This window comes from Pseudomonas sp. 2(2015) (assembly GCF_000955865.1).
GTDB lineage: Bacteria > Pseudomonadota > Gammaproteobacteria > Pseudomonadales > Pseudomonadaceae > Aquipseudomonas.
The window spans coordinates 215436-233634 of the sequence record NZ_JYOF01000002.1 but is presented as its reverse complement, the minus strand read 5'-3'; the positions used below and the strand labels follow the sequence as shown (position 1 = coordinate 233634).

Here is an 18199-nt window from a genome sequence, read left to right as displayed (position 1 = left end):
CTCCAGCAGGTTTGAGGTCAGGTCCAGCGGCGGAAAATCAGCGAGGTGTTGACCCCGCCAAAGGCGAAGTTGTTGTTCATCACGTAGTCGTGACTCATGCTGCGAAACTCGCCGCACAGGTAGTCCAGCTCGCCGCAGCGCGGGTCGATGTGCTCAAGGTTGAGGGTGTGCACATAGCGGTCGCTGTTCATCATCTCGATGCTGAACCAGGACTCCAGCGCGCCGCAAGCACCGAGGGTGTGGCCGAGGAAGCTTTTTTGCGAGCTGATCGGCATGCGCGGGCCGAACAGGCTGCTGGTGGCCAGGGTTTCGGCGATGTCGCCCTGCTCGGTGGCGGTGCCGTGGCCGTTGACGTAGCCGATGGCAGCCGGCGTGAGGTTTGCGTCTTCCAGCGCCAGCTCCATGGCCCGGCGCATGGTCGCCTGCTCCGGGCGGGTGGTGTGCTGGCCGTCGGCGTTGCTGCCAAAGCCGACGATCTCGGCATAAATGTGCGCGCCCCGGGCCAGGGCGTGCTCGAGCTCTTCGAGCACCAGCATGCCGCCGCCTTCGCCGATCACCAGGCCATCGCGACCGCTGTCGTAGGGGCTCGGGCTCTTGTGAGGGGTGTCGTTCTTGAGGCTGGTGGCGTACAGCGCGTCGAAGACCATAGCCTCGGTCGGGCACAGCTCTTCGGCGCCGCCGGCGAGCATCAGCGGCAGGCGGCCGAACTTGATCGCTTCGTAGGCATAGCCGATGCCCTGGCTACCGCTGGTGCAGGCGCTGGAGGTCGGGATCAGGCGCCCGGTGAGGCCGAAGAAGATACTGATATTGGCTGCGGTGGTGTGCGGCATCATGCGCACGTAGGAGTTGGCGTTGAGGCCTTCGGCCACCGAGTTGAGCAGCATGTTGCCGAACGCCTTGATCTCGTCGGTACTGCCGGTGGACGAGCCGCAGGCCACGCCCATGCGCCCGTCGCGGATCGACGGGTCGTCGAGCAGGCCGGCGTCGCCCAGGGCGTTCTGCGCTGCCGCCACGGCCAGGCGCGAGACCCGACCCATGCTGCGCAGCTGCTTGCGGGTCCAGCCGCTCGGCACCTTGAAATCGTCGATGGGGCCGGCCAGGCGCGTATTGAGCTCCTCGAAACGGTCCCATTCATCCATGCGGCGAATGCCGCTGCGGTTGCTGGCGAAGTTGCCGGCAATGGTCTGCCAGTCGCTGCCCAGCGAGGTGATACCGGCCATGCCGGTGACGACCACACGTTTCATCAGCACAGGCCTCCGTTGACCGCCAGCACCTGACGGGTGATGTAGGCGGCTTCGGCCGACATCAGGAAGTTCACCGCGCCGGCGACTTCTTCCGGGGTGCCCATGCGTTGTGCCGGGATCATCTTCAGCAGCTCTTCAACCGGTACGTGCTCATCGAGCATGGCGGTATCGATCAACCCCGGGGCAACGCAGTTGACGGTGATCTTGCGCTTGCCCAGCTCGATTGCCAGGGCCTTGGCGGCGCCGATGACGCCGGCCTTGGAGGCGCTGTAGTTGACCTGGCCACGGTTGCCGATCATGCCCGACACCGAGGTGATGCAGACGATGCGCCCGGCTTTGCGCCGGCGGATCATCGGCATCATCAGCGGGTGCAGGACGTTGTAGAAACCGTCGAGGTTGGTGCGCAGCACCTGGTCCCAGTCGTCCTCGGTCAGCGCCGGGAAGGCGCCGTCGCGGGTCAGGCCGGCGTTGCAGACCACACCGTAGTAGGCGCCGTGGGTTTCTACGTCATCAGTGAGGATGGCCGCGCAGGCGGCGCGGTCGGCGACGTCGAACTGCAGCACGCGGGCTTGCTGGCCCAGGCCCCGGACTTCTGCGGCAACGGCGTCGGCTTCACTGCGCCCGTTTCGGCAATGCAGGACCAGGTCGAAACCGGCGTGCGCCAGGCGCAGGGCAATGGCCCGGCCAATGCCACGGCTGGAACCGGTGACCAGGATGGTGTCAGTCATGGGGGGACTCCTCAGGGCCCGCTTCGGCCAGGTAGCTGGCCACCTGCGGCGGGCGAAAAACGTTCAAACGGGCCATGGCATGGATGCCCGGGCCGCGCAGGTGACACTCGAACACGCCCATGCCGTTGTCGTCTTCGAGCGAGCGCAGGGCATGGATGCGCAAGTGGGCACCGGCAGGGAAATGTTCGACATTGCATTCGAATTTACGCGTGCCGAGCAAAAAGCCCAGCTCCACCGGCCGGCCTTGCTGGCGCGCGCGGCAACCGGCATAGGCGGCCACGCTCTGGGCCATCAGCTCGATGCCGACCCAGGCCGGCAGGCTGCCGTCGGCGCGGTTGAACAGGCCGCCGGGGCGTACGGTCAGGTGGGTATGGATCTGCTCTTCATCGAACGACTCGACCTGATCGATAAGGATCATGTCGCCGGCGTGCGGCAGCAGTTCGGCCAGTGGCCAGGTGATCATGGGGTGTCTCCGAGAATCAGGCTGACATTGTTGCCACCGAAGGCGAACGAATTGCTCATCAGGCGTCGCGGGCCGCTGGCCGGCAGGCGCTGGCTGGCATCGGCCAGGTTCAGGGCTGGCAACTGCGGGTCATCGACGCCATCCCAGACATGCGGCGGCAGGCGCCCTTCAGTATTGCCGGCGGCCAGGCTCAGCCAGCAGAACGCCGCTTCCAGTGCACCGGCGGCGCCCAGGGTGTGGCCGGTCATCGGCTTGCTCGACGAGCAGGCCAGCTGGCTGCCAAACAGTTCATGCACGGCCAGGCTTTCCATGGCGTCGTTGTGCCGGGTGGCGGTGCCGTGCAGGTTCAGGTAGTCGATGTCTTGTGATTGCAGGCAGGCATTGTCCAGCGCCTTGCGCATGGCCTGCAAGGCGCCCTTGCCGCCGGGCTCTGGCGCCGAGATATGGTGCGCATCGGAGCTGGCACCGGCACCGAGCAGGGCAATGTTGTTGCCTTCAGCATGGGCTTCACGGGTCATCAGAAACACCACCGCAGCTTCGCCGATGTTGATGCCATTGCGGTTGACCGAGAACGGGTTGCAGCGCTCGGCGCTCACCGCCTCGAGGGCGCTGAAGCCGTTGAGGGTGAGCTTGCACAGGCTGTCGACACCGCCGCAGATCACCGCATCGCACAGTCCCAGGTCGAGCAGGCGCCGGGCGCTCATCAAGGCCCGGGCGCTGGAAGTGCAGGCGGTGGAAATCACATAGGCCGGGCCGCTCAGTTGCAGCCAGTCGGCAAGGAAATTGGCCGGGGCGCTGAGCTCCTGCTGGGCATAGTCGTAGCTGGGCGCAAACTGTTGCTCGCGCAGGTAGTGGGCGATGCCCTCGCTGGCCTCCTTGATGCCCGAGGTGCTGGTGCCCAGGACGATACCGATGCGCGGGCGGCCAAAGCGGGCGATGGCCGCTTCGATCGCTGAGCTGATCTGCAGGCAGGCCTCCAGCAGCAACTGGTTGTTGCGGCTGTGGTGGGCCTGCATGCCGGCAGGCAGCTCGGGCAGTTCGCCGTGCACGGCTGCTACCGGCAGGCTGCGCTGCGCTACCCAGCCCTCCTCCACGCGCATGCCCGAGCAGTCGCCGGCAAACAGTTTGCGGGCAACTTCGGCCTGGCCGCGCCCCAGGGCGCAGACCAGGCCCAGGGCATTGAGGTAAGCGGTCATGGCGTGTTCTCGCTGGGCAGTGGGCTGACTAGATAACGCAGGCCCTGGCCCAGGTTCAAGGTGAAGTCGTCGGCTTGTCGGTAGTCGACATGCCAGCGCTCACCCAGCCAGCGTTGCTGGCCTTGCTGGCCTTGCTGGCGGGCGCCGGGGTAGAGCGTTTGCACCTGCTCGGCCGGGGTCATGGCGAACAGCAGGGCGGCGAACAGTTCACGGGCACCCGGGTTGGGTGGCAGCAGGCCATCGGCGTGCCACTGGCCGTCGTTGAGCAACTGCCGTGCCTGCGGAATGCCCAGCAAGTCCAGCAACGACCAGCGCAGGCTGGCGTCTTCGCGCTGGATCACCAGCAGCCAGTCCTGGCTTTGCCCCGCCTGTTGGCGCTGAATATGCAGCTGCATCGGTAGCGTCAGCGCCGGCATTTGCGTGGGCAGCGGCACCCGGCTGGCGCAGGCGCTCAGCAGGGCAAAGGCGAGGATCAGCAACAGGCGTTTCATGCACTCGGCTCGGTGGGGTTCAATGGTTTGCGCGCCACCACGTTGACCAGGGTTTCTTCGCGCTGGCCGACGGGCGGCGGCTTGCGCAGGCCGAAGCGTTCGAGCAGGCCGAAGTCGCTGGAACGGCTCCACCACAGGTACGGGTAAGAGACATTCTGCGCGCCGAATTCGAAGCCCTGGTCGCGCAGCATCTGCAGGTACTGTTCGGCGCTTTTCTGTACATGCATGGGGTGACGGAACAGCCAGCGGATCACCCAGGTGTCGATATAGGCTTCGGTGGACTCGGCGAACAGCAGGTAGCCGCCGGGCTTGAGCACCCGGTAGAACTCGGCCAGGGCCTTTTCCTGCTCGACCAGGTGGTGGAAGGTCTGGTGGCAAAAGAGCATGTCGACGCTGTTGTCGGCAAACTGCAAGGCCGCGCAGTCACTGCCGCGCAGCTCGACATTCAGCCCCAGGCGCCGGGCCTCGGCCTGGCTCAGTTCGAGGCTGTGCGGGTCGGCGTCGGTGCCCAGCAACTGGCCGGGGCTGAACACCTGCTGCAGGTACTGGAACGACTTGCCCTGGCCGCAGCCGGCATCGAGCAGCACCGGTGCTTGCGGCAGCGGCGCGTCGAACAGCCGGCGCAGGTCGTTGATCGCCACCCGCAGCACGTGATGCTGCCAGGTATGGCTACGCAGGAACCAGAAGCCGAAGCGGGTTTCCTCGACGTAGCTGTCGCTGAGGAAGGGTTGTTGGCTCATGCTGCCGTCCTTGCACAGACTTCGGCGAGCATGCGCAGGCGCCGCTTGGGCTCGGCCACGAACGGGTTGCGCGGGTCCCAGGCATAACCGGCGAGGATCGAGCTGATCATCGCGCGGATTTCCGGCGAGCTGGCCGGGTGGTAGATGACGTCCTGGAAGCTGCCGTTGTACCAGCCTTCGACATAGGCGCGGAAGGTATCGACGCCGCGCTTGAGCGGCTCGGCGAACTCGCTCTGCCAGTCGACGTTTTCACCTTGCAGCTGGCGGTGCAGCACGCCGGCGGCCATGCTCGCCGAGCGCATGGCGATGGTCACCCCGGAGGAAAACACCGGGTCGAGGAATTCGGCGGCGTTGCCGAGCAGGGCAAAGCCCGGGCCGTGCAGGGTCTTGACGTTGGCCGAGTAGCCGCCGATGGTTCGCGCCGGGGTGTCCCACACGGCGTTGGCCAGCACCTTGGCCAGGCTTGGGGTCTGGGCGACGAAGTCTTTCAGGCAGGCATCCAGGTCAGCCGGCGCGGCGGCAAAGTGCTCGGCGGCGGCGACCACGCCCAGGGAGCAGCGGCCGTTGCTGAAGGGAATGGTCCAGAACCAGATATCGCGGTGCTGCGGATGGGTGGTGATGAGGATTTTTTCGCGGTCGAACGCCGGGTGGTCGATGCGGTCTTCGATGTGGGTGAACACCGCCTGGCGCACCGGAAAGCTCGACGGCGCTTCGAGGTCCAGCAGGCGCGGCAGGACGCGGCCATAACCGCTGGCATCGAGGACAAACTCAGCTTCGACGCGGTACTCGCTGCCATCCAGGCGGCGCACGCGCAGCTGCGGGCGGGCGCGCTCGAAGTCGGCGGCGATGATCTCTTCTTCGTAGCGGATTTCCACGCCCTGGGCAGCGGCCTGGTCGGCCAGCAACTGGTCGAACTGGGCGCGCTGGACCTGGAAGGTGCTTGGCTTGCCGTTGCTGAAGGTGTCGCCAAAATCAAACGCGCTGTATTCCTCGCCCCAGGCGAAGGCCGCGCCGTTCTTGCGCTGGAAGCCCGCCGCTTCGAGGGCCGGGAGCATGCCGGCTTCCTCGACGAAGTCGATGCAGTGCGACAGCAGGCTCTCGCCGATGGAAAAGCGCGGGAAGCGCTGGCGCTCGATGATCAGTACGTCGTGGCCATTGCGCTTGAGCAAGGCCCCGGCGATGGCGCCGGACGGACCGGCGCCGATGATCAATACCTGCCGTTGTTGCAGTTCAGTGTTCGGCATAAGGCCTCCTTGCCGGTTGGGCAGTCTTCAATGGAATCCGGTGCAGGCCGGCCAGCGCGGGCATCAGCGTGGCGACCAGGCTCATCAGCATCAGCGCGAAGTACAGCGCCGGGCTGATCAGCTGTTGTTGCAGCAGCAGGTTGAGAAAGACGATCTCGCTCAAGCCGCGAATATTGAGCAGCAGGCTTTCCCGCCATTTGCTCGCGCCGGCGAACGACGGCGTCGCCCAGCACAGGCCCAGCCAGTTGCCGAGCAGCTTGCTGACGATCGGTAACAGCAGCAAGGCACTCAACTGGATGGCATCGAAGCCCTGCAGCACGTTGTGGATATCGATCTGGATGATGCCGAAGGTCATGATCAGCGGGATCGCAATGCCGTTCTGCAGGCGTTTTATCCACAGCGCCGACAGCGGCATGTGCAGTGGCAGCTTGAGCCAGGCCAGGCAGCACAGGTAGCCGATACCGAAAATCAACGCATTGAGGCGGTAGTGCTCGGCAACGAACAGCAGGGCGAAAAAGCCCAGGCTGTAGACCCACGGCCGGCGCAGGCCAAGGGCGTACAGTGGCAGCGGCAGGCAGGCGCCCAGCACGGGCAGCAGCAGGCTCACGGGGTCGAGGCTACCCTTGCCCAGGCCAAACAGCAGCCAGCAGGTCAGGTCGATGAGGATCGCCGACTGCATCAGGCGCCGGGTCGCTGCGGGCGGATAGTCGATGTTGCGCAGGTACAGGTAGAGCACCGGAATGGCGGTGATGGCGAACACCAGCCCGAGCGCCAGGGTGGTCAGCCAGGGCTGCGTCGGCAGCAGCAAGGCGCCGCAGGCCAGGCCACAGGCAAAGGGCACGAAGAAACTTGGCAGGGCGATCTTCAGGCTCTGGCGGTCGAACTTCAGTTCCACCACGTCAGCCAGAATATGCCCCAGCAGCAAGGCGAAACTCAGGCCATACAGGGTTTTCAGCCAGGACGGCGCCACCAGCGCAGCGCCACTGAGCTGCCAGTGCGGCTCGACCCAGAACAGCATCAGCAGCGGCAGGCCGAGGGTCGCCAGCAACAACTGGCTGACAATCGGGATCAGCCCCAGGCGCCGGCCCAGCTCACTGGCGATCCAGAACAGTGCCAGGGCCAGGACCCAGAACAACACGATACTCATGCCGCCTGTTCCTTGTGGCCGGTGGCAGCCCAGGGCGCCAGGACGAAACTGAAGGCCAAGCCGAGGCTCACCGCCAGGCCAAAGTTGCTCACCGCCGGGGTGCTCGACACCGCCAGCAGGCCGAACGACAGCCAGGTGGTGGTCGCCGCCAGCAGGGTGCCGAGCAGGCTGACGGCGGCGCCGCCGATTTGCTCATGCATGAGGATCGCGTAGTCGACGCTGATGGCGGTCACCAGCAGCAGGCCGAACAGGCTGAACAGGGTCAGCGGCTGGCCCAGCCAGCCCAGGCAGGCCAGGCTGCACAACGCGGCGAGTAGCGGCAGGGCGACGATGCGCAGGGCACCGCCGAGGCCGAACGGCAGGATCAGCAACACCACGATCAGCGCGCACGACAACAGCTTGAGCTCGGCGGCGCTGACCTGGGTGGCGGCAAACACCCGGTTGAGGTCGCCGAGGCGGTCGACCAGTTGCACGCCGTCGAGGTCGTCGGCTTGCAGGCGCAGCAATGCCGGATCGTTCAAGCCCTGGAGGCTGACGATGGCGGCCACGCCCTGGCCATCGGCGCCCAGCCACAGGGTGCGCCAGGGCTCGCCCAGCGGGCCGCTGAGGGCGTGATCGATGTCGAGGGTAGGCAAGGCCTGCACTTTTGCCAGTTCCGCCTGTAACGCGCTTTGCGGTACGCCCAGGGCCAGCAGCGGCTGCAGTGGCAGGCTGCCCAGTGCATCGCGTACCTGTTGCTGCTCGGCAGGGCTGGCGACCAGTTGGCTGAGGGCCATGTAGCCCTTGAGCTTGTCGGTTTCGACCAGTTCATCGAGCCGCGTGCTCAGCGCTTGCAGGCGACCCAGCAACTGCGTCTGGTCGGCGCCGCGAACCAGGTAGAACTGGCTGGTGGGCTGGTAACCGGTAATGCGTGCCACGGCCTGGGCTTCTTCGAGCAGTTGCGGCGGGCTGCCGACCCACTGGCGGATGTCGTTGCGGCTGTCCAGCTGCCACAGGCCCGCCGCGCAAAACAGGATCAGCAGGCCGAGCAACACCGGGCTTGGCACCTTGTTCAGTAGCTTCAGACGCAGGTCCACCAACCATTGGGCAATGCGCAGCGGCCATTGCGCCGGCTGCAGCTCGATACCCTTGAGCAATGCCGGCAGCAGGCACACGGCGCTGAGGTAGGCGCCGACCAGGCCGGCGGCGGAAAACACGGCGATCTGGGTCAGGGCCGGGAACGGCGTGAAGGCCAGGGCCAGGTAGCCGATGCAACTGGTGGCCAGGCTCAGGCTCAGGCCCGGCAAGGTCAGCCGCAAGGCCGGCCAGGCACGCCAGGGGCGCAGGCTCCAGCTCTTGGACAGGTAGTGCAGCGGGTAGTCGACGGCGACACCGATCAGGCTTGAGCCGAGCACCAGGGTCATCACGTGCATCTGGCCGAACAGCGCCACGCAGGCCACCGCACCGAACAGCATGCCGACCAGCACCGGCATGAACGCCAGCAACACCCGCAGGCGCCGGAACGCCAGCAGCAACAGCAAGAGGATGCCGACCGTGGCGCCGCCGCCAACCCAGGTGATTTCCTGGCTGGCCTGGCGCTGGCCGTTGGCGGCATACAGCAAGCCGCTGGCGGCCAGCAGGCGGGCGCCGCGCTGCCCGGCTTCAACCCGGCTGGCGGCGAGCAGGTCGGCGACCTGCAGCGGCAGTTGCAGGTCGAACGCATTGCCCAGGGTGCGCGCGCGCAGCAGCACCCAGTGCTGGCCGTCGGCCTCGGCCAGCAGCGCGCCGCTGGCGGTGTCCAGTTGTACCGCAGCAGGGCGTGGCTGGCTGTTCTGGATGCGCCCGGTCAGGCCCAGCCAGTCGTCCTGGCTGGGCACCAGGCTGAAGCCGGCAAAGGGATCGTAGAGGCTCTGCACGCGCTGCTCGATAAAGCCTTGCGGGTTATCGACCAGGCTGCTGCGGTCGGCGCGCGAGAGCATCGCCAGGCGCCCTTGCAGCAACTGCTCGCGCAGTGCCTGCAGGTCGGTTTGCAGGCTCCACTGGACCTTCTCGAACAGGCCGCTGGCCTGCCATTGCCCGGCCAGGCGCTGGGCCAGGGCGATGGCCTGGTCACGCTGGGGATGGCCGACCAGCACCAGCATCTCGCGGTTCAGCGGCTCCTGCATGCGCTGTTCGGCGCGTTGCACCAGCGGGTCCTGGGTGGCGCCGGGCACCAGCGTCATCAGGTCGGCAGACAACGGCGCGGCGCGGTGCCATTGCCAGCCGGCGAGGGCCAGCACAGCGATCAGCAACAGCAAAAACAGCCGTGGCAACAGGCGCTCACTCGGCAAAATCGCGGCGCTCCGTGTCGGTCAGGCTGGCGCTGCTGCTCGATGGCATGCGTAGCACCGTGCTGTCGCCCTGGGTTTCCTGCAACTGGATGCGTTCGACGTAGCGCCCGCCCTCGATATCGATCTGGCTGAACACCTGCTTGAGCAGCAGCGAGCGCGGGGTCAGGCGCAGTTGCCAGTGCTGGGCATCGCCTTGCAGGCTCAGCTCGAAGTCACGCTGCAGGCCGCTGCTGTCGCCTTGCAGCACGGCGAAGAACAGGCGGTTCTGCTCGGCGCCGGCGCTCTTGCCCGGCAGCATCTGCCAGCCGGACGGGTCGCGGCGGGCGATACCCTGGGCGTTGAGGCGGTAGTCCTGCTTGAGCGGCGTTTGCAGCAGCCACAGCAGGCCATGGTCACGGGCGAGCACGAACTGGCCTTTGCTGACCAGTGGCTGTGGCAGGGCGCGCAGGTGCTTTTCCTGGATGAACGGGCCCTTGATGACCGCAGGTTCGCCCAGTTGCTTGCTCAGGTCATCGAGGCCAAAGGCGTGGGCCAGGGTGCAGCTGGCCAGCAGGCCAAGGCACAGCAGGCCACGCAACAGCGTCTTCATGGCAGCACCTTGTTCACAGCGTCGATCATCACCTGCGGCGAGGCCAGTTGCATCTCGCCGCTGGCGATCTCGACCGCGACCTGCACCGAGCTGGCGCGGGTCATGCGTGCGCCAGTGACGGCATCGCTGATCAGGTAGTTGATCTTCAGGCGGTTCTCCCACTCCACCAGGCTGGCGCGCACGTTCAGGCGCTGGCCGAAGGTGGCGCCACGCACATAGCGCAGCTGCAGGTCGATCACCGGCCAGGCGAAGCCGGAGGCCTGCATCTGCAGGTAGTTGTGTTCGAGCCTGTCGAGCAGCGCGCAGCGCGCCACCTCGAGGTATTTGACGTAGTGGCCGTGCCAGACCACCAGCATGCTGTCGACATCGAAGAACGGCACCAGCACTTCGCTATCGACGTGCAACACTCCCTGACTACGCATGCAGCCTCCAGTGTTGTTCGGCAATTCGGCTCAGGCACAGGCGCAGGTCGCCTTCCAGGGCACGGTCTTCGATGACCGGGGCGAAGTCTTCGAGCAGCGCGGCGTGCATCTGGGCCAGTGCTGGCGGCAGGTCGCGGGCGTCGGCTTCGCGGCCGCGCAGCCAGACACCCTGGTTGGCCGCCAGCAAGGTCGCGGCGGCAACCTGCTCGGTCAGTTCGAGCGTGCGCAGGGCATCGCGGGCGGCGATGGTGCCCATGCTCACTTTGTCCTGGTTGTGGCACTCGGTGGAGCGCGAGAATACGCTGGCCGGCATGGTGTTCTTCAACGCTTCGGCAGTCCATGCGCTGGCGCCGATCTGCACCGCCTTGAAGCCGTGGTTGAGCATCGCCCGCTCGGCGCTGGCGCCCGACAGGTTGCTCGGCAGGCCATGGTTGTAGCGGCTGTCGACCAGCAGCGCGAGCTGGCGGTCGAGCAGGTCGGCGACATTGGCCACCAGGTTCTTCAGGCTGTCCATGGCGAAGGCGATATGGCCGCCGTAAAAATGCCCGCCGTGCAGCACGCGTTCGGCTTCGGCGTCGATGATCGGGTTGTCGTTGGCACTGTTCAGTTCGGTCTCGATAAAACCGCGCAGCCAGCCCAGGCTGTCGGCCAGCACACCGAGCACATGCGGTGCGCAGCGCAGCGAGTAGCGGTCCTGCAGGCGGTGCAGCGGCGCGGTCGGTGCGTCGATGGCCAGATCCTGGCGCAACCAGGCGGCTACCTGCATTTGCCCCGGGTGGGGCTTGGCGGCGAACAGGCGCTCGTCGAAGTGCTCCGGGTTGCCTTGCAGGGCGACCACGTTCAGCGCGGTGATGCGCGTGGCCAGCTTGAGCAGGTAATCGGCGCGGGCGAAGGCCAGGCAGGCCAGGCCGGTCATCACCGCGGTGCCGTTCATCAGCGCCAGGGCTTCCTTGGGCCGCAGCACCAGCGGCTGCCAGCCCAGTTCACGATGGACGTCGGCGGCGCTGCGGCGCTCGCCCCGGTACAGGACCTCGCGCTCGCCCGACAGGGTGGCGGCCACGTAGGACAGCGGCGTCAGGTCGCCGCTGGCGCCCACCGAGCCTTCCTGGGGAATCAGCGGCAGGATGTCGTGGGCAAGAAACGCCTGCAGGCGCTCCAGCAGCTCGACGCGCACCCCGGACACGCCATGGCACAGCGACTGCAAGCGCGCGGCCAGCACCGCGCGGGTGGCCGATGGCTCTAGCAATTGGCCAAGGCCACAGCCGTGGAAGGTGTACAGGTGCTTGGGCAGCGCTTCGACATGCTCCAGTGGCACCGCCACCACGCACGAATCGCCGTAGCCGGTGGTCACGCCGTAGATCACCCCTTCCTTGTCCAGCAGCGAGTCGAGGAACTGCGCGCCACGGGCAATCCGCGCGCGGTACTCGGCGTCGTCCTGCAGGCGGGTTTCGGTCTGGCGATTGGCCAGGGCGAGGACGTCTTCGATTGCCAGCGGCAACGCGCCGAAGGTCACGGGCTTATGCGGATGCATCGTCATCGGTCTTCCAGAAAGGGTAGAAATTGAACCATTGCTGCGGCGCTTGCAGGCAATAGTGGCCCAGGCGCTCGGCATAGCGCCCGGCCCAGTCGGCGATCACCTGATCGCGCTGGCCGCGGCGCCATTCGATGGCCTCGGCGAAGGGTTCGAGAATCACCTGGTAGCGGCCTTGCTGCTTGAGGCAGAAGAACAGGTTGAGTCGGCACTTGAGCAGCCCGGCCAGTAACCACGGGCCTTGCGGGAAGGCGGCGCGGTGGCCGAGAAAATCCGTCTCGACCGTGCGCGCGCCATGCAGTGGCACGCGGTCACCGGCAATCGCCAGCCATTCACCGCGGTCCAGGCGCTGGCTCAGTTGCAGCATGATCGCCGGGTCCAGCTCGCTGACCTGGATCAGGCGCAGGTTGCTCGCCCCCGATTCACCGAGCAGGCGATTGAAGCGTTCGGCGTGCTTGGTGTGCACCAGCACGTTCATGGTCACTTGCTCGCCGAGCTCGGCCAGGGCGCGGCAGACTTCAAGGTTGCCCAGGTGCGCGCCGACCAGCATCTGCCCGCGCTCGGCGCGCAGTTGAGTGCGCAATTGTGCCGGGTCGACGATTTCGATCTGCTCCAGGCGCAGCTTGCCGTTCCACACGTCGAGCTTGTCCAGCAGGGCCTCGGCAAAGGCCATGAACTGGCCGAACACCCGCCGCTGGCTGGGGCGCAGGCCGGCTTGCCCGCTCCAGTCGGCCAGGCGCTGCTGGTATTGCCAGATGCTCTGCCGGGCGCGGCGGCCAAACACGAAGAAGTACAGGACGATGCCATACAGCACCGGGCTGAGCAGGCGTCGGCCGAGCAGTTTGATACCGAAGGCGGTCAGCTTCATCAGCCAGAAGCTGCCGCGCTCCTGGTGGTCGGCCCAGTGTTGTTCGCCGTTGCTCATGCCTGCCACCGCCGCCAGAGGATCGCCGGGGCACGCAGCAACATGCCGAAGAACAGCTTGGTGTGCATCTTCGAGATCAAGGCGTTGTCGTGGAACAGGCGAAAGTGCGAAAGGCCATCGGCCGGGTAATGCACCTTGGTCGGCAGCCAGCGCATCGGCTGGTTGCGCCAGGCCAGGCGCACGAGGATCTCCGGGTCGAAGTCCATGCGCTTGCCGAGCTTGACCGCGTCGATCAGCGCCAGGGTTGGCGGCAGCGGGTAGACGCGAAAGCCGCACATCGAATCGGGAATCTGCAGCGACAGGCTGTTGATCCACACCCACACGTGAGTCAGGTAGCGCGCGTACAGGCGGCCCTTGGGCACACTGGCGTCGTACTGTGGATAACCGCAAATCAGCGCCTGTGGATAAGCCTGCGACTGCTGCAGAAAACGGCTGACATCGGCCAGGTCGTGCTGGCCGTCGGCATCCACCTGCAGGGCATGGCTGAAGCCCAGGCGCGCCGCTTCGCGCAGGCCGGCCATGACCGCGCCGCCCTTGCCCTGGTTGACCTGCAATGTCACCAGATAAACCTGCTGCTGTTCGGCCAGCTGGCGCAGCACGGCGGCGCAGGCCGGGCTGCTGGCGTCGTCGACCAGTACGCAAGGCAGGCCGGCTGCGAGCAGGTCGGCAACTACCGCTGGCACCGCCAGTTCGTGGTTGTACACCGGGATCACCGCGCAGGGTTTATTCACCGATGGCCTCCAGCACGATGCGGCCGCTGGAGCAGGCTGCCCCGGCATTGCTGTAGGCAAAGTAGAGCTTGCCGCGCTCGGCATCGAAGCGCAGGGTCAGTTGCAGCGGGTCGCCAGGGCGCACCAGTTGCTGGAACTTCAGCACTTCCATGCCGGCGAACTGGCGTGGCCGGTCGAGCAGTTGTTGCCCGAGCGCCAGCGCCCAGTCGACCTGGACTACCCCCGGCAGTACCGGCGTCTGCGGGAAGTGGCCGTTGAAATAGGCAAGGTCTGCCGACACCGCCAGTTGCAACTGCAGTTCGCCGTTGACCTCGGCCTGGCTCAGCACTTCCGGGCCTTTGGGCCGTGGTGCCAGCAGCAGGGCTTCGAGCTCGGCCTGGGGCAGTTTGCCCTGGGCGTTGAACGGCAGTTGCCGCAGCAGCCGCCAGCGTCGGGGCAGGGCCAGGGCTTCGCAGTGCTGGCTGAGGTGCTGGCGCAGGCCTTCGGTGAGTGCGCGTCGGCCCTGATTGCGCAGGGCATGCAGGCCTGCGGCGCTGAGCACCAGCAGGGCGCCAAGGCTGGCGCGGTTTTCCTGGATCACCGCCAGGCGCGCTTCCTCGACCCAATCGTGGGCGACCAGGGCCTGTTCGAGCATTGGTAGGGAGATGCGTTTTTCTTCCAGTTTGACGATCCGGTCCAGGCGCCCCAGCAGGCGAAAGCGCCCGTCAGCGGTGAACTCGACGGCATCGGCGCTTTGCTCGATATGGCCGGGTGGCAAATAGGTCGATTCGATACGCAGCGCACCCTGTTCATTCTGGCTCAGGCGCACCTCGGCAAAGGGTTGCCACAGGCTGTCGCCCTGGCGCCAGGCAATGCCGCCGGTTTCCGAGCTGCCGAGAATTTCGCTCGGCCATTGCTGCAGGCGCTGGTGCAAGGCCTGGGCGGCGCTGGCCGGCAGCTCGCCGCCGGAGGAAAACACCCGGCGTACCGCGCTTAACGCGGGCCAGTCGAGGTTGTCGCCCATGCGTTTGAGCAGCGCCGGGCTGGCCACCCAGGCAAAGGCCGGGTGCTCGCGGCTGGCGCGCTGCAGGTCTTCGGGGAAGGGCAACTGCCGACGCACGAACGGGCGCCCGGCACACAGCGGCCAGAGCACGCGAAACAGCAGGCCGTAGATGTGCTGGGCGGCGACGCTGCCGATGATGCACGCAGCGCCCAGCTCTGTGCCCCATAGCTGTTCCAGGGCCTGCACTTCGTTGGCCAGCTGGCGCAGGCTCTTGTCGATACGCTTGGGTTCGCCGCTGGAGCCGGAGGTGCACAGGCTCAGCAGGCAAGCGTCCAGGTCCAGTTGGGCAGCGGCCAGGGGCGTTTCCAGCAGTGCATCCAGCGCAGTGTCTTGCGCCTGGTCGCTCAGCCACAGCTCGACTTCGCCTTGCCAGCGCTGGCGGGTCTGGACTTGCAGGTCGGCCGGCAGCAGCACCTGTACGCCGGCGCGCCAGGCGCCGAGCAGGGCCACGGCCAACTCGGCGGCGTCTTCCAGGTGCACGGCAATGCGCTTCACACCACGGCGCTCAAGGCCAGCGGCCAGTTGCAGGGCTTGCTGGCGCAGGCCCGCGTGGTCCAGCGCCGGGGCGAAGGTTACCGGGCGCGGCGCGTCGCTCGGGTGCAGCAGTTGCTCAAGAGCAATCCATTTCATGAGCGTCCTCGCACGCGTTGTCTTATCAGCCATTCAATGGCAAACAGCAGGCCCATCAGCCCGTAGGCGATCAGGCCGTTGTACAGGGTCCACCAGCTCAGCGGCGCCCACAGGGTCAGGGCGGCGGCGACCAGGCCGTTGGCCAGGAAGAACAGGCTCCAGACCTTGGTCACCTGGCGTGTGTAGTGGATCGCCACCTCGGGCAGTTGCGGCTCGCGCAGGCGCGCCAGGCGCTCGGCCACCGGCGGGCCGAATTTCAGGCTCAGGCTGAACAGGCCAAGCATGAACGCGCTGATCAACACCGGGTACCAACGCAGCAGCTGCGGGCTGTTGAACAGCGCCAGCAACGCGCAGAAGGCAATCGCCGCCACGGCCATCCAGTGCCCGCCGGGGCGCTGCGGTTCGCTCAAGGCGCGCGCCAGCCACAGGCCGCCGAGCAACAGGCCGAACTGCCAGGGGGCAAAGTGGGCCATGCCAAAATGCACCGCAAAGGGGTACAGCAGACCGGCCAGCAGCAGGCCGAGGCCGATCAGGCGTTTCATGCCGCGTTGTTGACCAGGCGGTAGACCGCCTCGACCACGTCGTTGACCGTACGTACGGCCTTGAACTCGTCGGCGGCGATTTTTTTGCCGGTCTGGCGCTTGATGTGATCGATCAGGTCGACCGCGTCGATGCTGTCGATTTCCAGGTCCTGGTACAGGTTCGATTCCAGGCTGATGCTGGCCGGGTCCAGTTCGAACAGTTCGACCAGGGCATCGCGCAGGGTGTTGAAGATGTCTTCGCGGGTTTGCATGGTGCTGTCTCAGGCTGCCTGTTTGGCGGTGACGAAAGCCGCAAGGCTGGCCACGCTGGTGAAATGGTTACGGGTGTCCTTGGCGTCGGCGTCGATCTTGATGCCGTACTTCTTCTGGATCGCCAGGCCGAGTTCGAGGGCGTCCACCGAATCCAGGCCCAGGCCTTCGCCGAACAGGGTCTGCTCGTCACCGATGTCCTGAGCGCTGATGTCTTCAAGGCCCAGGGCGTCGATGATCAACAGCTTGATGTCGTGGTTAAGGGTGTTCTGTGGATCGCTCATCTTCGGCGAGCTCCTTGGTGAAGTGCTGATGCAAATAGTCGTTGAGTTTGCGCGAGGCCTGCGGGGCGGGGCCTTGTGCGGCGAAGGCCTGCGGGTCGATGTCGGCACCGACCTGCAGGCTGAAATGCACCCGGCGCTGGGGTATGCGGTACCAGGGTTCGGCCTTGGTCAGGGTGCTGGGGGTGACCTTGATGGTTACCGGGGTAATGATCTGCGCACCGCGCAGGGCGATGGCCGCTGCGCCGCGATGGAAGGCCGGCGGTTGGCCCGGCTGGGTGCGCGTGCCTTCGGGGAAGATGATCAGGGTCTGGCCGCCTTGTAGGGCGCCGACGGCGCTGTCGAGCATGTCCATGCTGCCGTCGTTGCTGATGTATTCGGCCGAACGCACCGGGCCGCGGGTGCAGGGGTTGTGCCAGAGGCTCTGCTTGACCACGCAGTTGGCCTGGCGTACCAGGCCGATGAGGAACACCACGTCGATCAGCGACGGGTGGTTGGCAATGATCATCTGCCCCGGGCGGCCGAGTTTTTCCGCGCCCTTGACCTCATAGGTGAGCACGCCGCTGGCGGCCATGAAACGAATGAAACGCCAGAACAGCCAGCTGATGGTGTGCCGGGCGCGCTGGCGATGGCGTACGCCGTCGCCGGGCAGGCAGGCCAGCAGCGGGAACACCAGCAGGCGCAGGCACAGGCCGCCGACACCGAACAGCAGGAAGCTGACGGCGGTGGCGAGCAGGCGCCAGTAATAGGCGTCGCGCGGTCTGCTTATGGCTTGCGTTGCCAGTTCCATGTGCGACTCTTCCAGGTGTGGGTATAGGTGCTTTCGCCCTTGAGCAGGCAACGCAACCAGCTCAGGGCATGGGGTTCGCTCGCAGCCGCGCCCGCGCTGTTATCGCCCAGGGTCAGTTGCCAGTCGTCGCCAGGCGTCAGCAGCAGGCCCAGGGCGTAGGCAAACGGCACGTCATCGATCCACGGGCCGTAGGCCGCGGGCGGCTGTTCTTCAGTGATTATCAGCAGCACTGCCGGGGCGCCTTCGCGCAGCAGGCAGGCGGCTTCCATCACGCCGTGTTCGAAACCGTCACCGGCAGCGGCCAGGGCGGTCATTTCGCTGGTTTCGCCACGCATGATCGACCACAGGCCGATCACCGCGTTGTGTACCGACAGGCTGAACTGGGTTGGCGACAGCGGCTGCTCGTTGGCCAGGTCGCTGAGTATCTCGAAGGTGCGTGGGGTTTCGCCATGCCGGGAGACGAACACCAGCGGCAAATCCTGCATTCCTTCGGCCAATGGCCAGCCCACGGCAAAGGCCATGCGCGCCAGTCGGCTCAGGCGCCGGCGCTGCATGGCCGGCAAAAACGACACATCCGGTGCCTGTTCAGCCACTGCCGGGCAGTGCTGTGCCTGGCTCCAGGCCTGCCAATCGGCAGCCGTCTGCAGGCCTGGCGCCCACGCGCGCCACTGGCTGATATTGAATGTGATCACTTAGCTGTACTTCCCGCCCTGAGGGACTTCCTTGCCGAGGGAGTGACTCGGAACAACGACCTGACAGGGGTGTGGCGCAATCGCCGAGTGGCGCGCATTATCCCGGTGGAGTTGGTGTGTAGCAAATATTGGTTGTACGGATTGTCGTCTGCAACAGACAGCGGTCCCGAAGATTCGTCGGACCGATCCGAGGTTTCCCGACCAATGGCGGTG

Annotated in this window: 20 protein-coding genes; all 20 read right to left on the bottom strand. The window is 66.3% G+C overall.

Features of this window, described 5'->3' with window-relative positions:
• Positions 1 to 17 precede the first annotated feature (17 nt).
• From UB48_RS02635 to UB48_RS02540, 20 genes are read right to left on the bottom strand one after another with little or no spacing between them, the layout of a single operon-like run.
• Positions 18 to 1244 (bottom strand): beta-ketoacyl-ACP synthase, encoded by a 1227-nt coding sequence (locus UB48_RS02635; protein WP_045193942.1) that lies wholly within the window; start codon positions 1242 to 1244, stop codon positions 18 to 20.
• Positions 1244 to 1972, bottom strand: coding sequence for a 3-oxoacyl-ACP reductase FabG (gene fabG, locus UB48_RS02630; protein ID WP_045193941.1), 729 nt, complete (start codon positions 1970 to 1972; stop codon positions 1244 to 1246). The genes UB48_RS02635 and fabG overlap by 1 nt, the downstream gene beginning before the upstream one ends.
• Positions 1965 to 2435: a hotdog family protein gene (locus tag UB48_RS02625; RefSeq protein ID WP_045193940.1), complete on the bottom strand. Its 471-nt coding sequence runs from the start codon at positions 2433 to 2435 to the stop codon at positions 1965 to 1967. Before UB48_RS02625 ends, fabG begins: the two co-directional genes overlap by 8 nt.
• The gene (locus UB48_RS02620; protein ID WP_045193939.1) at positions 2432 to 3631 is read right to left on the bottom strand and encodes a beta-ketoacyl-[acyl-carrier-protein] synthase family protein; all 1200 of its coding nucleotides are present in this window, start codon (positions 3629 to 3631) and stop codon (positions 2432 to 2434) included. Before UB48_RS02620 ends, UB48_RS02625 begins: the two co-directional genes overlap by 4 nt.
• Positions 3628 to 4122: a hypothetical protein gene (locus UB48_RS02615; RefSeq protein WP_045193938.1), complete on the bottom strand. Its 495-nt coding sequence runs from the start codon at positions 4120 to 4122 to the stop codon at positions 3628 to 3630. Before UB48_RS02615 ends, UB48_RS02620 begins: the two co-directional genes overlap by 4 nt.
• Positions 4119 to 4862: a class I SAM-dependent methyltransferase gene (locus UB48_RS02610; RefSeq protein WP_045193937.1), complete on the bottom strand. Its 744-nt coding sequence runs from the start codon at positions 4860 to 4862 to the stop codon at positions 4119 to 4121. The genes UB48_RS02615 and UB48_RS02610 overlap by 4 nt, the downstream gene beginning before the upstream one ends.
• On the bottom strand, positions 4859 to 6106 hold the full coding sequence (locus UB48_RS02605; RefSeq protein WP_045193936.1) for an NAD(P)/FAD-dependent oxidoreductase: 1248 nt from the start codon (positions 6104 to 6106) through the stop codon (positions 4859 to 4861). The genes UB48_RS02610 and UB48_RS02605 overlap by 4 nt, the downstream gene beginning before the upstream one ends.
• Positions 6093 to 7253: a hypothetical protein gene (locus UB48_RS02600; protein ID WP_045193935.1), complete on the bottom strand. Its 1161-nt coding sequence runs from the start codon at positions 7251 to 7253 to the stop codon at positions 6093 to 6095. The genes UB48_RS02605 and UB48_RS02600 overlap by 14 nt, the downstream gene beginning before the upstream one ends.
• Positions 7250 to 9562 carry an MMPL family transporter gene (locus UB48_RS02595; RefSeq protein WP_045193934.1) on the bottom strand — a complete coding sequence of 771 codons (2313 nt, stop codon included), beginning with the start codon at positions 9560 to 9562 and terminating at the stop codon, positions 7250 to 7252. The genes UB48_RS02600 and UB48_RS02595 overlap by 4 nt, the downstream gene beginning before the upstream one ends.
• Positions 9552 to 10151, bottom strand: a complete 600-nt coding sequence (locus UB48_RS02590) for an outer membrane lipoprotein carrier protein LolA (RefSeq protein ID WP_045193933.1) — start codon at positions 10149 to 10151, stop codon at positions 9552 to 9554. Before UB48_RS02590 ends, UB48_RS02595 begins: the two co-directional genes overlap by 11 nt.
• Complete coding sequence (locus UB48_RS02585; RefSeq protein ID WP_045193932.1) at positions 10148 to 10573, bottom strand: thioesterase family protein; 426 nt, start codon at positions 10571 to 10573, stop codon at positions 10148 to 10150. The genes UB48_RS02590 and UB48_RS02585 overlap by 4 nt, the downstream gene beginning before the upstream one ends.
• Positions 10566 to 12110 carry a histidine ammonia-lyase gene (gene hutH, locus UB48_RS02580; RefSeq protein WP_045193931.1) on the bottom strand — a complete coding sequence of 515 codons (1545 nt, stop codon included), beginning with the start codon at positions 12108 to 12110 and terminating at the stop codon, positions 10566 to 10568. Before hutH ends, UB48_RS02585 begins: the two co-directional genes overlap by 8 nt.
• Positions 12091 to 13029 carry a glycosyl transferase gene (locus UB48_RS02575; RefSeq protein WP_045193930.1) on the bottom strand — a complete coding sequence of 313 codons (939 nt, stop codon included), beginning with the start codon at positions 13027 to 13029 and terminating at the stop codon, positions 12091 to 12093. The genes hutH and UB48_RS02575 overlap by 20 nt, the downstream gene beginning before the upstream one ends.
• A complete protein-coding gene (locus tag UB48_RS02570) occupies positions 13026 to 13760 on the bottom strand; it encodes a glycosyltransferase family 2 protein (RefSeq protein WP_045193929.1) in 735 nt (244 codons plus the stop codon). Before UB48_RS02570 ends, UB48_RS02575 begins: the two co-directional genes overlap by 4 nt.
• Positions 13753 to 15432: an acyl-CoA synthetase family protein gene (locus tag UB48_RS02565; protein ID WP_045193928.1), complete on the bottom strand. Its 1680-nt coding sequence runs from the start codon at positions 15430 to 15432 to the stop codon at positions 13753 to 13755. The genes UB48_RS02570 and UB48_RS02565 overlap by 8 nt, the downstream gene beginning before the upstream one ends.
• Positions 15429 to 15974 carry a membrane protein gene (locus UB48_RS02560; protein ID WP_045193927.1) on the bottom strand — a complete coding sequence of 182 codons (546 nt, stop codon included), beginning with the start codon at positions 15972 to 15974 and terminating at the stop codon, positions 15429 to 15431. The genes UB48_RS02565 and UB48_RS02560 overlap by 4 nt, the downstream gene beginning before the upstream one ends.
• A complete protein-coding gene (locus UB48_RS02555; protein ID WP_045193926.1) occupies positions 15971 to 16225 on the bottom strand; it encodes an acyl carrier protein in 255 nt (84 codons plus the stop codon). Before UB48_RS02555 ends, UB48_RS02560 begins: the two co-directional genes overlap by 4 nt.
• Before the next feature lie 9 nt (positions 16226 to 16234).
• Positions 16235 to 16507, bottom strand: a complete 273-nt coding sequence (locus UB48_RS02550) for a phosphopantetheine-binding protein (RefSeq protein WP_010222262.1) — start codon at positions 16505 to 16507, stop codon at positions 16235 to 16237.
• Positions 16482 to 17294: a 1-acyl-sn-glycerol-3-phosphate acyltransferase gene (locus tag UB48_RS02545; RefSeq protein WP_045193925.1), complete on the bottom strand. Its 813-nt coding sequence runs from the start codon at positions 17292 to 17294 to the stop codon at positions 16482 to 16484. Before UB48_RS02545 ends, UB48_RS02550 begins: the two co-directional genes overlap by 26 nt.
• A complete protein-coding gene (locus tag UB48_RS02540; protein ID WP_045193924.1) occupies positions 17270 to 17986 on the bottom strand; it encodes a beta-ketoacyl synthase chain length factor in 717 nt (238 codons plus the stop codon). Before UB48_RS02540 ends, UB48_RS02545 begins: the two co-directional genes overlap by 25 nt.
• Positions 17987 to 18199: the final 213 nt, after the last annotated feature.

Excerpts from the sequence above, each read along its gene's own strand:
- UB48_RS02620 (WP_045193939.1), bottom strand. The coding sequence starts at position 3,631 with ATGACCGCTTACCTCAATGCCCTGGGCCTGGTCTGCGCCCTGGGGCGC.
- UB48_RS02560 (WP_045193927.1), bottom strand. The coding sequence starts at position 15,974 with ATGAAACGCCTGATCGGCCTCGGCCTGCTGCTGGCCGGTCTGCTGTAC.
- UB48_RS02565 (WP_045193928.1), bottom strand. The coding sequence starts at position 15,432 with ATGAAATGGATTGCTCTTGAGCAACTGCTGCACCCGAGCGACGCGCCG.
- hutH (WP_045193931.1), bottom strand. The coding sequence starts at position 12,110 with ATGACGATGCATCCGCATAAGCCCGTGACCTTCGGCGCGTTGCCGCTG.
- UB48_RS02615 (WP_045193938.1), bottom strand. The coding sequence starts at position 4,122 with ATGAAACGCCTGTTGCTGATCCTCGCCTTTGCCCTGCTGAGCGCCTGC.
- UB48_RS02605 (WP_045193936.1), bottom strand. The coding sequence starts at position 6,106 with ATGCCGAACACTGAACTGCAACAACGGCAGGTATTGATCATCGGCGCC.
- UB48_RS02625 (WP_045193940.1), bottom strand. The coding sequence starts at position 2,435 with ATGATCACCTGGCCACTGGCCGAACTGCTGCCGCACGCCGGCGACATG.
- UB48_RS02585 (WP_045193932.1), bottom strand. The coding sequence starts at position 10,573 with ATGCGTAGTCAGGGAGTGTTGCACGTCGATAGCGAAGTGCTGGTGCCG.
- fabG (WP_045193941.1), bottom strand. The coding sequence starts at position 1,972 with ATGACTGACACCATCCTGGTCACCGGTTCCAGCCGTGGCATTGGCCGG.
- UB48_RS02590 (WP_045193933.1), bottom strand. The coding sequence starts at position 10,151 with ATGAAGACGCTGTTGCGTGGCCTGCTGTGCCTTGGCCTGCTGGCCAGC.
- UB48_RS02550 (WP_010222262.1), bottom strand. The coding sequence starts at position 16,507 with ATGAGCGATCCACAGAACACCCTTAACCACGACATCAAGCTGTTGATC.
- UB48_RS02610 (WP_045193937.1), bottom strand. The coding sequence starts at position 4,862 with ATGAGCCAACAACCCTTCCTCAGCGACAGCTACGTCGAGGAAACCCGC.
- UB48_RS02600 (WP_045193935.1), bottom strand. The coding sequence starts at position 7,253 with ATGAGTATCGTGTTGTTCTGGGTCCTGGCCCTGGCACTGTTCTGGATC.
- UB48_RS02575 (WP_045193930.1), bottom strand. The coding sequence starts at position 13,029 with ATGAGCAACGGCGAACAACACTGGGCCGACCACCAGGAGCGCGGCAGC.
- UB48_RS02555 (WP_045193926.1), bottom strand. The coding sequence starts at position 16,225 with ATGCAAACCCGCGAAGACATCTTCAACACCCTGCGCGATGCCCTGGTC.
- UB48_RS02635 (WP_045193942.1), bottom strand. The coding sequence starts at position 1,244 with ATGAAACGTGTGGTCGTCACCGGCATGGCCGGTATCACCTCGCTGGGC.
- UB48_RS02545 (WP_045193925.1), bottom strand. The coding sequence starts at position 17,294 with ATGGAACTGGCAACGCAAGCCATAAGCAGACCGCGCGACGCCTATTAC.